Genomic DNA, 12,388 nt, shown 5'->3' on the forward strand with positions numbered 1-12,388 from the left:
CCTCCGATTAAAATAGTAGATAGAGAGGTGGTACACTCCTAGTGAACGAAGGCAAAGTTCTGGATTTCTATGTGCCCCCTCTCTATTTTTTTATTTAGACTTTCCAACTGTTTCTTTTAAGTAATGTTCTTCTACAAATTTAGTAGTCGTTATTCCATTTCTAAACTGTTCATTTTTCACTATATCTAAAAGCATTGGAATATTTGTTTGAATTCCTTCAATTACATATTGTCCAAGCGCTTCCTCTAGCTTTTCGCAAGCTTCCAAACGATTACCTGCAAACACAACCAATTTTGCGATCATAGGGTCGTAGAATGGTGTAACTTCACTTCCCTCTTGGATCGAAATCTCGTGTCTAATCCCTTCACCCTCTGGTAACAAAAGCTTGGTAATTGTACCTGGAGAAGGGAAGAAAGTGACGGGATTTTCCGCATAAATGCGGACTTCAATTGCATGACCCTTGGCTACAATATCGTCTTTTGAAATGTTTAATACATCACCATAGGCAATTTTCAGTTGCTCCTCAACTAAGTCTAACCCTGTAATTTCTTCTGTGACTGGATGTTCAACCTGCAACCGTGTATTCATTTCTAAAAAGTAGAAGTTTTGATCCTTATCTACTAAAAATTCAATCGTACCAGCATTAGTATATTGGATGGTCTTCGCTGCATTTACTGCAGCCTCAAGCATTTTTTCTCTTGTCTCTTCTGAGATAAACGGAGAAGGAGCTTCCTCCAGTACTTTTTGGTGACGTCTTTGAATAGAACATTCCCGTTCGAATATCGGAATAATATGTCCATGCCGGTCTGCCAAAATTTGCACCTCTACATGATGTGGATCAGCGATGAATTTTTCGATAAACATTTGCCCATTTCCAAAGAAACTTTGCGCTCTCTTTTGATTTCCTTCAAAAGCTTGGCGGAGCTCTACTTCGCTATGAACAAGCTGCATTCCTATTCCGCCTCCCCCAGCTGATGCTTTTAACATCACTGGGTAGCCCATTCTATTGGCAATTTCGACAGCTTCATCAGTATCTTTTATTGGATCGTTCACACCATCTACAATCGGTACACCCGCTTTTTCCATTGTTCTACGCGCTTCCAATTTACTGCCCATTGCAGCAATGACATCTGAGGATGGTCCGATAAATACCAATCCCTCTTCTTCCACACGCTTAGCAAACGCAGCATTTTCAGAAAGTAACCCATATCCTGGATGAATTGCTTCTGCACCTGCTTCCTTTGCTACTTTAACGATTACATCGATATTTAGGTAACTCTGGGCTACCGGCGGCTTGCCTATGCAATAGCTCTCAGTTGCATCAGAAACATATAAACTATTCGCATCTGCTTCTGAATAAACAGCAATAGTTTCAATTCCAAGTTTTTGGCATGTTCTAATAATTCGCCTTGCGATTTCTCCACGATTGGCAATTAGTACTTTTTTAAACATTTGAAGCCCCCCTAGTTAATTGATTGAGAGAGTGCGTTGAATTGTTCTCTTAGTTTATACTTTTGAATTTTTCCGGACGCTGTCATCGGATACTCGTCGATAAAGAAAATATACCGCGGTATTTTATGTCTGGAGATCTTGCCATCACAAAATGTGCGAATCTCCTCTTCTGTTGCTATTTGACCATCCTTCAAAATAATCCAAGCTGCTGCTTCTTCACCGTATTTTTCGTCCGGTACACCCGCAACTTGTACGTCAAGTACTTTTGGATGCTGATATAAAAATTCTTCTATCTCGCGTGGGTAAACATTTTCCCCACCACGGATAAACATATCTTTCAATCTGCCGGTTACACGTAGGTAGCCATTTTCATCCATTGTGCCTAAGTCACCTGTATGAAGCCAGTTATCTTCATCGATTGCTTCATGTGTAGCATCTGGATTTTGGTAATACCCTTTCATAACAACATAACCACGGGCACAAATTTCTCCTTGTTCTCCATGTGGCAATTCTTCATTGGTGCCTGGTCTAGCGATAATTACTTCCACATTAGGCAATGCACGGCCGACTGTCTCTACTTTTAATTGAATAGGATCCTCAATCCTTGTCTGTGTAACAACAGGAGATGATTCTGTCTGTCCGTAACAAATTGTTACATCCTCCATGCCCATCACATTTATGACACCTTTCATAACTTCAATTGGACAGTTAGACCCTGCCATAACACCTGTACGGAGAGAAGAAAGGTCAAATTCATGAATATTCGGCAAATTGAGTTCACTAATAAACATTGTCGGTACGCCATGAAGAGCCGTGCACTTTTCTTTCTCAACCGTTCGGAGAACTATTTCAGGATGGAATTCCTGTACAGGAACCATTGTACCGCCGACAGATGTAATGGCGAGCGTACCGATTACGCAACCGAAACAGTGGAAAAATGGTACAGGAATACAGAGTCTGTCTTCATGCGTTAACTTCATACATTCTGCAATGTTAATCCCGTTGTTAATCAAATTAGAATGCGTTAGCATAACACCCTTTGGAAAACCAGTTGTGCCAGATGTATATTGAATATTAATGACATCTTCATAAGAGAGAGAATTCTTTCGCTCTAACAGTTGTTCATCTGTTATTTCATTGCCTTTGGCCAAAAATTCATCATATGAATATGTGCCAGGATAGCTTTGATCACTAATGACAACAACAGTTTTTAAATACGGCAAACTTTCACTTTGGAGTTTTCCAGGTTCACTTGTTTTGAGTTCTGGGCAAATATCATAAATAGTTTCAATAAAGGAATAGTCGCGATACTGATCAATTAAAATAATCGCGCGTGAATCAGACTGTTTCAGAAGGTACTCAAGCTCCTGTGAACGGTAATTTGTGTTCACAGTTACAAGTGGTGCACCCATCTTTCCAGAGCCAAACTGCAAACCTGGCCACTCTGGCACATTTGTTGTCCAGACGGCAAAATGATCTCCCTTTTCTAACCCAATCGCCATTAATGCTTTTGCGACGCCATTCGCATGGTCATTAAATTCAGCGTAAGTCATGCGGATATCTCTATCGGCATATACGAGCGCTTCATTTTGTGGAAGTAGTGCAGTTTTTTCATCCAATAATTCGCCTATCGTTTGGTAAACAAGTTCTGCCATCATAATCCCCCTTTATTCTCTTTTATGATAATTTAGCAGCCTAACAAGCGAGATATGACTACTCGTTGGATTTCAGAAGTACCTTCCCCAATCTCCATCAGCTTAATATCACGCAGATGTCTTTCAACATCATATTCTGCCATGTAACCATAACCGCCGTGAATTTGGATGGCTTTGTTACACGTCCTAAAGCCCATCTCTGAAGCAAAGAGTTTTGCAAATGCCGCCTCTTTTTTAAATGGTTTACCATTGTCTTTTAACCAAGCAGCTTTTAGAACCATGTTCCGTGCAAGTTCTATTTCCATAGCCATATCAGACAATTTGAAGCTGATGCCTTGGAATTTGGAAATGGATTGACCGAATTGTGTACGTTCTTTAGAATAAGCTAGCGCTTTTTCAAATGCAGCCTGCGCAATGCCGACTGATAATGCAGCAATAGAAATGCGGCCGCCGTCTAATGTATTTAAAAATTGGCCAAATCCTTTTTTCTCATCGCCTAAAACGTTCTCTCTTGGTACACGCACATTTTCTAAAATAATTTCGCATGTATTAGATGCACGTACACCCATCTTTTGATAGTTAGAACGAATCGTAACACCCGGTGTGTTTGTTGGCACAATGATAGCAGTAATAATATTTCTGCCTTTCTCATTTTGGCCTGTAACAGCTGTAACAACTACTTGTCGGGAATACTCCGCATTAGTAATCCAGCATTTCTCACCGTTGATTACCCATTCTTCCCCATCTATATAGGCACGTGTACGTGTTCCCCCAGCATCTGATCCAGCATTCGGCTCCGTTAATCCAAATGCACCCAGCGTTTTACCTTGTGCCATCGGAACTAAAAATTCTTGTTTTTGTTCTTCTGTTCCAAAATTATAAAAAGGTGTAGCGCCAAGGCTAACAGCAGCTGCATAGCTTAAACCAGTACCGCCGCAAGCACGTCCGATTTCTTCAACCGCTAATGCATATGAAACAATATCTCCGCCTGCCCCACCATATTCTTCTGGGAATGGAATACCGAGCAATCCTAATTCGCCCATTTTGTCAAAGCTCTCTTTTCTAAATGAATGTGATTCATCTAGTTCACGAGCATATGGCTCAATTTCAGCCTTTGCGAAATCGCGTACCATATCACGGATCATACGTTGTTCTTTTGTTAATTCAAAGTTCATCTTTATTTCCCCCTTGTGTATAGACCGACTAGTCGGTTTGTAAAACAGAAAATGAAAATCCCCTTATTCAATAATCAAAAGTTGTTGTTTTAATGCTTCCTCGTAGCCTTCCTTTGTTACAATTCCCCGTAGTATTATATCGTTAAAATAAGACGTGATTTGCTGCATTGTCATTGGTCCGTTCTGCCTGTACCATTTATATGTCCAGTTGACGAGACCGATGATTGCCATTGTGGTCATACTTGTTGAAATTTCTTTTCGAAATGAACCAAATTTCACCCCATCACTAATGACTTGCTCAATTAGCTTCTGATATTCAGCTCGTTTTTCGTTGATAACCTCCTTGTATTCATCTGGCAAATACGTTCCTTCGTTATAGAAGACAGTAATATGCCGTTGATAGTAATCAAAAACATATGTAAACGCATACAACATTGCTACCACTTTTTCAATCGGCGTTTCATGCGTATCATAAGCTTCCTTTGTTTTTTTTAAGACAACGGAAATAAAAACATCGTGTATCTCGTAGAGAAGAGCGTCTTTCGATTTATAATTATGATAAAAGCCGCCTTTTGATGTCTGTGCTGCTTCGACTATTTCGTCAATTGTGACGCCGTGGTAACCTTTCTCATGAAACAAATCTAACGCTGTTTCAAGAATTCTTTCTTTCACCGATTGCTTTGTCATTTAACCTTCACCTACAACTAGCTAACTAAATTTAATTCAGAAAATTTACTATTTACTGTATTTTCAATATAACATAACAGATAATTCAAGTCTAGTAAACAGTTAGTAATTTCTACCTTATTCGTAAATTCTCTCGTTTAGTTGATAATCTTAAAGTAAAAGACTATTTATCGTATTTTACTTTGCCCCACTTCCATTTAAAAAGCACACCCTAACCATTCTTGTGAAAATAGTTAGAGTGTGCACTTCTCTGTTCTTATATATTCTCTTTATTGATTTGATAATAAACGGTTTCAACAAATTCTTTATATGGTGAACCAGGCATTAGTTGCATATTTTGTTTCGCTATTTTTACCAGTTGCTTTGCTATTTTTTCGTTTCCAATTACCTGCTCACATAAGGCCCTATAGGCATCTTTAACATACAGTATTGAGAGATCAAACGGATGGTGAATGGAATGATGAATGCAAACTCCTTTAAATACTTCAATTGCTTCTTCATAGCGCTTTAAACCATATAATGCTTTTCCTTTTTCAATACGTAAGAAGTCTAACGATACTTCATCCATAACATGCTCAACTAGCGCATTGTTAATAAGTTCTAACGCTTTTGTATAATCCTTATCATTGTCTATTACATAATGAATCTGAATAAAACATAAAATCCACTTCGTAATGTTATCTTCCGCAAAATCGCTGTATTGCTGTAGCTTCTTCTCATAATAATAAAAATCCTCTTGATCTTTATCATTCATTGCCTGAAATGCAGCTAATCTGTATAAATGGTCAATTCGATAAAAAATACGCTCTTTTTTTGAATAATGAATTGCTTTGTTCATGACACGGATAGCTTCTTTTGAATCCCCAACTGCAAATCTCATAATAGCTTCATAATAATCTAAATCCAGTTTTGTAAGTGCATCGATATAATCACCTTGCCGCTCTATCAACATGCGCTCATTCAATAGTTTTTGTAATGCTTCCTGATACTGATGTTGGGCAAACAATACATTCACACGAAACAACACCATGCCTGCTTGTCTAGCAGTAATATTTAGATCATCATAAATAGCTGATGCTCGATCTGCTGTATCCTGCCATCCCTCTAATTGCAGATAATGAAGGATTCGACTGTAAATCTCAAGCAGCCTTGCTGCCTCATACCCTTGTGTAAGCTTTGGTAAGAATGGCTTGATCTTCTCAATCCAAGCATTATAATCTGGATCAACTTGTTCTTTTAAGAGTTGCTCTCCTTCATGCAATAACTCCTGAAATTCCTGAATGCTTATTTCTCCCCATAATTCCGATATTTCAACTTCCAATCGTCGCGCTAGATATTGTAAGTTTTCGATAGATGGATTTGCCTTATTATTTTCGATTAAGCTAAGCATTCCCTTAGTCATTTGGTCTCCAGCACATGCTTCTAATGTTAATCGATGTTTTTTACGAAGATTGCGGATACGTTCGCCAAGAGTATTCATGCAATTCAGCTCCTATTATATTTAACTAGTTTAATTATATTAAACTTTTACTTTAAATGAAAGGTCATTTGTGATATCCTTTGTTTAATTAAATTAAACTTTCAGAAAGGAATGAATAATTTGAACGATGGTTTGAAATTAAAAAAAGCTACCTACCATTTGTGGACATTTACTGCGAGCAAGATGATCAGCACTTTTGGAGCTCAAGTCTACGCATTTGCAATCAGTTTTTATATTTTGAAAATGACAGGCTCTGCTTCCAGTTTTGCGACTAATCTAATTTGTAATATCCTACCGCGAACATTAATCGGACCTTTTGCAGGTTATATTGCAGACACCTATTCTCGCAAAGTAATTGTTATAGCAGCCCAGCTTGTTTCCACAGTAGCTATTTTTGGATTGCTGCTCTATAGCCTTTTTTATACTTTATCTTTACCGGCAATTTATATTACGACTGTTATTCTCTCCCTTGCATCTACTTTTTCCAGCGTTGGTTTTACTTCATCAATTACTGGGTTGGTCGATGAAAAGCGAATTCAAAAGGCGATGTCTTTAAACCAAATGGCTTCTTCTATGGCCGCTGTTGCGAGTCCTGCGATTGGTGGAGTATTATACGGAGCTGTTTCTATACCTTTTTTTCTTGCAATCTATGGGGTTTCTTCATTACTTGGCGCGATCATTGAATCAACGATGAATTTTTCACTTTTCGCAAATCGAAATGTAGAAAAATCTACAGTTGCTAAAGAATCCATGTTTGCCAGCATTAAAGATGGAATTTCTTATATACGGCTTCAGCCTATTTTAATGGCCATCATATGGACTGCTCTTCTTATAAACTTTTTCATGGGATCGCTTCAAGTAGGTTATTCATTCTTACTTATAGAGAAATTAAAAATCATTTCTTCTCACTTTGGTTTCATTGAAGGTGCTATGGCAGCCGGGATGCTTTTCATCTCTGGATATTTAGCTACAAGGAAGGAATTTCAATCACCGCTTATCATTTCAAAAAGGGGCATTGCTGGATTAGGCATTTTAATGTCATTGGTAACCCTACCATTGCTTGTTCCTCTCCCCTATCGCGGAATGTTTGCGTTTTATGCATCCCTATCTTTACTAAACGGTGCTTTATTACCATTAATAAATACGCCGCTGCAAGTTCTTATGATGAAGCTAATCGATGATGATTATAAAGGGCGTGTGTTTTCTATTTTAGAAACAATGGCTATGGCATTAATGCCAGCCGCCATGATTCTATTTGGATTTCTTTATGATGTTCTCCCTGCTCCTTGGATCTTATTTGGATCAAGCTTTCTACTTATACTAACTGTTTCTATTCTTATGAGACCTTCTGTCATTCGAAATGCTACAACCTTTGATCGGAAGCCCGTGAACGAGCAAACAAACAGGGCAATAAGCTGAATAATTTTTCACTCTTTTTACTTAACAAAAAATATGGCACAATTCATATAGTTGAATTGTGCCTCACATTATTTAATAACTTTTCTAAAACGATTTCATCTCTGATTGGTATATCATCGTATCCTGTAAAAGGAATCTGAGGTTTAATCTTTCTCGCAGTTTCGACAGCATTCTTTAATAATTCAGCTAGATAGTATCCTCTTTTTTGATAAAATTTCATGGCTAATAAATTATCATTTGTAGTTATGAGTTTTACGTGGGTACATTTATTTTCTAAAGCTTCTTCTTCCACTCTAGCCACCAATAAAGTGCCTATCCCCTTCTTTTCTTCCAAACTATTTAATGAAATTATTTCGCATTCTTTCTCAGTCATATAATAGGTAATCAAACCAGTGATTTGAGCGTTATCATTTAAAACAGCAAAACCATCAAGCTTACTACAATCAAAAACGCCAGAAGAAATAACCATTTCTGTGCTGCCCCACTGTTTCTTTAAAAAATCTTTAACTTTTTCTTCCGATATATCACATAATGCTAATAGCCTCATAAAAGTCTCCTGATAATTTTATTTATTCAGATATATTTAACCGTAACATTATAAACATTTTTTTCATAATTTATGATTCACTAATGCCTATCGCGATTAAAAGGAAATATGACAAAACCAAAACAGCGCTATTTAATAACACTCCTGATACTATGAACCAAAGTTTTTTTGATGCTATAGCAAAAATTATCCCAAGCACTGATAGTACAGTAAACACGCAGACACCTAAAGTTAGATTTGCATTTGGACCTCTTATACTAAAGAAAAAAATAATATTTAATATAACCGTTAATATTGATAAAACTCCTAAAATAGCTTTCTTGTACAAGATAGCACTCCCCCTTTTAAAAGTCTTTTTTAAGTACGGTGATTACTATATTAATTTCCTCTTTTACTCTTTTTTAATCTAAAATCATTATAGAAGAGGTACTGTTACAACATTTTTTATCATTTTGGACTACCTCTGCTGTAAGATATGCTGTTCTATTTCCTTTTCTTTCTATTTTAGCGACAACCTCAGCTATACCAGGAACTACTGGTCGGAAAAATGTGGTATGTAAATCGATTGTAGTAAACGATTGGCCTGGCTTTAGTTCAGTTGCTATTGCATAAGCCATCATTGTATCTGTAGCTGCAGCAACAAATCCACCCATTGTGACACCAATACCATTGACGAATTTTTCATCTATTGTCCATATTGCTTTCGCCCATCCATCTTCTGACAGTACAGGCTCGATTTGAAGAGTTTGGTCACAGTTAGGTGAGGGAATTTTTTTCAAAACTACATCTTTAAAATTTTCAATACTATACTTTCCCCCAGTTGCGTTCCTACCTTTTACTTCCGCATTATCAATCAATTGATTACTTGAATTGTTCATAGTTTTAACCCAACCCCTTTTACTATTAGAACAGTCATCTAGCTACCTGTTTTGGAACTACTTTACAAAAAATCATTGAGTTTTAGCAAGTGATGCATTTCATTAATGTAAGAGTAACCTAGTTATCTTCTTCGCAATACATTAATACATTATATTCATTTTTTAAAAAAGCAGTGAATTTGGATTAGCCATTTCTTTACAGAAATCTAATAATCCAGTTACTTTGGCCTCTCTATGATTCTATACAATCTGTGTAATACTTAATTAAACCAAACCCAACATATATTTCTTTCGAATAGTCCCATCGGTAATAATAATTCCAGTAGCTTATGATTCTTTGTGTAATAAGATAATGAAATGGTGGGTTTTCCAGCAAAAAATCCTTTATAAAAGCATCGTTTAATTGGTCTACCTGTTTTTGAATTCTGCTTAAAATCTCTATTACATACTCTCCTGTTAGTTTTATAATGAAAGGTGTCACCCAGTAGTCGTAGTGCCCCCTCTCCAAAAGGTTAGTAAGATATTTTTCTCGTACAAATCCATCACAATGTCTAGTATATATACAGTCGACTATTGTTTTTTGGGTAATGCTTAAGCTTTCATATACATCTTTAGAGATCTCATTAAAATAAATACGTTCCGGAATAAATAAATTTTCCTGATCTACAAATATCTGAAATGGATGTGAAAAATTATGATTAAATAGCTTTAAAGGTAATTTTTTTTGTATGTATTTTACTTCTTGCTTTAAAGAAATTGGAAAAGCTTTGTTTAGAATGTTTCGCATTAATCATGGCTCCTCCTCATTATTAGGATAAAAAAAGCCCTTACCCTAAACTAAAGGTAAAGGCTTTATTTTTCTAGTAACTAATCTTGCTCACCACGTAATGCATCGATTTTTTCTGGCATAAACTGCCCTGTACGCAGCATTTCAATTTCGTATGCATATGGCGCTTTTTTGGTTTTAGCATCTTTCCCTACCCATGGTGTTTCTAGGATTTTAGGAATTTGCTCGAATGCTTCATGATGAACAATACGGCTTAAAGCATCAAACCCAATATGACCAAAGCCTATATTTTCATGGCGGTCTTTTGCAGCACCACTAACATTTTTGCTATCATTAACATGCAACACTTTAATACGATCAAGACCTATAACCTTGTCAAAATTCGTTAATACACCATCAAAGTCATTAATAATATCATAACCCGCATCATGTGTATGGCATGTGTCATAACATATAGATAGTCGTTCATTATTTGTAACGCCATCAATAATTTTAGCTAGCTCTTCAAAAGTGCGACCACATTCAGAACCTTTGCCAGCCATAGTTTCTAATGCAATTTGTACCGGATAGTCTTGTGATAAGACTTCATTCAGGCCTTCAATAATCTTAGCAATGCCGACATCTGCCCCTGCTCCAACATGGGCTCCAGGATGCAATACAATTTGATTCGCACCAATAGCTGCGGTCCGCTCGATTTCTTTTTGTAGAAAATCGACACCTAGCGCAAAAACTTCAGGCTTGGTCGTATTCGCTATATTAATTATATACGGTGCATGCACTACAATATTAGATAAACCATTTTCTTTCATATGCGCAAGGCCTGCTTCAATATTTAAATCTTCAATTGCTTTTCTGCGCGTATTTTGGGGGGCACCTGTATAAATCATAAAAGTAGTAGCCCCGTATGAAGCCGCCTCTTCACTTGATCCCAGCAACATTTTTTTGCCGCTCATGGAGACGTGAGAACCAATTAACATAATGAAAAGTCCCCTTTCTAACGATTGCGGTTACGTTTACGTCGTTCTTTTTTCTTGATTTTATCCATTTCCCAACGCATATTACGTTTATATCCTGGTTTGACCTTTTTAGGCTTGCGGACACGAGATTTTGCAATTTGGTCGATCTCATCCACTTTCTTTTCACGATTTTGACGCGCATGACGCTCTTTCATTTCAATAATTTCGCCATTTTTAATATCTTTAGGTACAAAAGGAATCCCCATTTTTTCTACTCGTACAATCGCATCTTCATCTGATGGCTCAAATAATGTAATGGCAAGTCCTTTGTTGCCTGCACGTGCAGTACGGCCAACACGGTGTATAAAGAATTCTAAATCCTGCGGTAATTCGTAGTTTATTACATGGCTAACACCTGGGATATCAATACCACGAGCAGCTAAGTCAGTAGCAACGATATATTGGAATTCTAAATCCCGAATTTGCTTCATCATTTTTTTACGATCGCGCGGCGTCAAATCACCGTGAATCCGTCCAACACGTTTCCCATTGCTCGAAAGGAAATTCGCTACTGCTTCAGCTTGTTTACGAGTATTGGTAAAAATAATCGCTAAATACGGATTAATAGCATCCATAACCTCTAAGAGTTTTGTATTGCGTGATTTGCTTCTTGTTGGAATTAAGTAAAAATCAATATTTTCTGCTACTGGTTTTTTGTCGTTCATGTGAATATGAACAGGTGCTTCCATATATTTTCTTAAGAAAGGCTGTAAGCTCTCTGGCACTGTTGCGGAGAAAACATACATTTCAAGGTTTTCAGGCATTTGGGTCGCAAACTGGTCAATATCCTCAATAAAGCCCATATCAAATGCTAGGTCTGCTTCATCTACAACTAAAATAGATGCAGTATGCACAAGCAACGCTTGTTCTTTCACGAGGTCGCGTATACGCCCAGGTGTCCCTACTACAATTTGAGGCTGAGATTTTAATTTATCGATTGAACGCTGTTTATCCGTACCACCTATAAATAATTTAGCGTGGATATCAGTTTTTTCGATTATCTTCATTAACTCTGCATGTATTTGAGTAGCAAGCTCTCTAGTTGGTGCAGTAATAACTGCTTGTACCTTTTGCTCGTCTTGCTTAATACGCTCTACAATAGGAATTAAAAAACTATGCGTTTTGCCAGTTCCTGTGTGAGCTTGTCCGATTGCGCTTTTTCCTTTTAAAATCAGCGGAATCATTTCTTTTTGGATTGGCGTTGGCTCAGTAAAACCGAGTTCTTTGATAGCCTCTCGCAAAAATGGTTGAAAATTGTAATCACTATACTTGGACATTCATTTGTCCCTCCT

General features: G+C 37.2%; 12 protein-coding genes. 1 reads left to right on the forward strand and 11 read right to left on the reverse strand.

Annotated elements, in window-relative coordinates; genetic code table 11:
• Positions 1-90: 90 nt before the first annotated feature.
• The 5 genes from RCJ93_RS04855 to RCJ93_RS04875 form a co-directional block, all read right to left on the reverse strand.
• Positions 91-1,452 (reverse strand): acetyl-CoA carboxylase biotin carboxylase subunit, encoded by a 1,362-nt coding sequence (locus tag RCJ93_RS04855; protein WP_446738519.1) that lies wholly within the window; start codon positions 1,450-1,452, stop codon positions 91-93.
• An 11-nt stretch (positions 1,453-1,463) separates the two neighbouring features.
• On the reverse strand, positions 1,464-3,107 hold the full coding sequence (locus RCJ93_RS04860; protein ID WP_446738520.1) for an AMP-binding protein: 1,644 nt from the start codon (positions 3,105-3,107) through the stop codon (positions 1,464-1,466).
• A gap of 32 nt (positions 3,108-3,139) precedes the next feature.
• Complete coding sequence (locus tag RCJ93_RS04865; RefSeq protein WP_446738521.1) at positions 3,140-4,282, reverse strand: acyl-CoA dehydrogenase family protein; 1,143 nt, start codon at positions 4,280-4,282, stop codon at positions 3,140-3,142.
• Between the two features lie 63 nt (positions 4,283-4,345).
• A complete protein-coding gene (locus RCJ93_RS04870; RefSeq protein ID WP_446738522.1) occupies positions 4,346-4,969 on the reverse strand; it encodes a TetR/AcrR family transcriptional regulator in 624 nt (207 codons plus the stop codon).
• Between the two features lie 256 nt (positions 4,970-5,225).
• Positions 5,226-6,449 (reverse strand): helix-turn-helix domain-containing protein, encoded by a 1,224-nt coding sequence (locus tag RCJ93_RS04875; protein WP_446738523.1) that lies wholly within the window; start codon positions 6,447-6,449, stop codon positions 5,226-5,228.
• Between the two features lie 120 nt (positions 6,450-6,569).
• On the opposite strand from RCJ93_RS04875, the gene RCJ93_RS04880 reads away from it, so the two are divergent.
• Positions 6,570-7,868 carry an MFS transporter gene (locus tag RCJ93_RS04880; RefSeq protein WP_446738524.1) on the forward strand — a complete coding sequence of 433 codons (1,299 nt, stop codon included), beginning with the start codon at positions 6,570-6,572 and terminating at the stop codon, positions 7,866-7,868.
• 43 nt (positions 7,869-7,911) lie between these two features.
• Here the strand turns inward: RCJ93_RS04880 and RCJ93_RS04885 are convergent, their stop codons facing one another.
• The 6 genes from RCJ93_RS04885 to RCJ93_RS04910 all read right to left on the reverse strand — a co-directional run bounded on the left by RCJ93_RS04885 (position 7,912) and on the right by RCJ93_RS04910 (position 12,373).
• Entirely contained in the window at positions 7,912-8,415 is a 504-nt protein-coding gene (locus RCJ93_RS04885; RefSeq protein ID WP_446738525.1) for a GNAT family N-acetyltransferase, read from the reverse strand.
• 70 nt (positions 8,416-8,485) lie between these two features.
• A complete protein-coding gene (locus RCJ93_RS04890) occupies positions 8,486-8,743 on the reverse strand; it encodes a hypothetical protein (RefSeq protein ID WP_147193720.1) in 258 nt (85 codons plus the stop codon).
• 73 nt (positions 8,744-8,816) lie between these two features.
• Entirely contained in the window at positions 8,817-9,293 is a 477-nt protein-coding gene (locus RCJ93_RS04895) for a PaaI family thioesterase (RefSeq protein ID WP_446738526.1), read from the reverse strand.
• A gap of 232 nt (positions 9,294-9,525) precedes the next feature.
• Positions 9,526-10,080 (reverse strand): hypothetical protein, encoded by a 555-nt coding sequence (locus RCJ93_RS04900; protein WP_446738527.1) that lies wholly within the window; start codon positions 10,078-10,080, stop codon positions 9,526-9,528.
• A gap of 80 nt (positions 10,081-10,160) precedes the next feature.
• On the reverse strand, positions 10,161-11,057 hold the full coding sequence (locus RCJ93_RS04905) for a deoxyribonuclease IV (RefSeq protein WP_446738528.1): 897 nt from the start codon (positions 11,055-11,057) through the stop codon (positions 10,161-10,163).
• 17 nt (positions 11,058-11,074) lie between these two features.
• The gene (locus RCJ93_RS04910; RefSeq protein ID WP_150284082.1) at positions 11,075-12,373 is read right to left on the reverse strand and encodes a DEAD/DEAH box helicase; all 1,299 of its coding nucleotides are present in this window, start codon (positions 12,371-12,373) and stop codon (positions 11,075-11,077) included.
• Between the last annotated feature and the right edge of the window lie 15 nt (positions 12,374-12,388).

It is taken from the genome of Rummeliibacillus sp. BSL5, assembly GCF_052928305.1.

Excerpts from the sequence above, each read along its gene's own strand:
- RCJ93_RS04855 (WP_446738519.1), bottom strand. The coding sequence starts at position 1,452 with ATGTTTAAAAAAGTACTAATTGCCAATCGTGGAGAAATCGCAAGGCGA.
- RCJ93_RS04860 (WP_446738520.1), bottom strand. The coding sequence starts at position 3,107 with ATGGCAGAACTTGTTTACCAAACGATAGGCGAATTATTGGATGAAAAA.
- RCJ93_RS04865 (WP_446738521.1), bottom strand. The coding sequence starts at position 4,282 with ATGAACTTTGAATTAACAAAAGAACAACGTATGATCCGTGATATGGTA.
- RCJ93_RS04870 (WP_446738522.1), bottom strand. The coding sequence starts at position 4,969 with ATGACAAAGCAATCGGTGAAAGAAAGAATTCTTGAAACAGCGTTAGAT.
- RCJ93_RS04875 (WP_446738523.1), bottom strand. The coding sequence starts at position 6,449 with ATGAATACTCTTGGCGAACGTATCCGCAATCTTCGTAAAAAACATCGA.
- RCJ93_RS04885 (WP_446738525.1), bottom strand. The coding sequence starts at position 8,415 with ATGAGGCTATTAGCATTATGTGATATATCGGAAGAAAAAGTTAAAGAT.
- RCJ93_RS04895 (WP_446738526.1), bottom strand. The coding sequence starts at position 9,293 with ATGAACAATTCAAGTAATCAATTGATTGATAATGCGGAAGTAAAAGGT.
- RCJ93_RS04900 (WP_446738527.1), bottom strand. The coding sequence starts at position 10,080 with ATGCGAAACATTCTAAACAAAGCTTTTCCAATTTCTTTAAAGCAAGAA.
- RCJ93_RS04905 (WP_446738528.1), bottom strand. The coding sequence starts at position 11,057 with ATGTTAATTGGTTCTCACGTCTCCATGAGCGGCAAAAAAATGTTGCTG.
- RCJ93_RS04910 (WP_150284082.1), bottom strand. The coding sequence starts at position 12,373 with ATGTCCAAGTATAGTGATTACAATTTTCAACCATTTTTGCGAGAGGCT.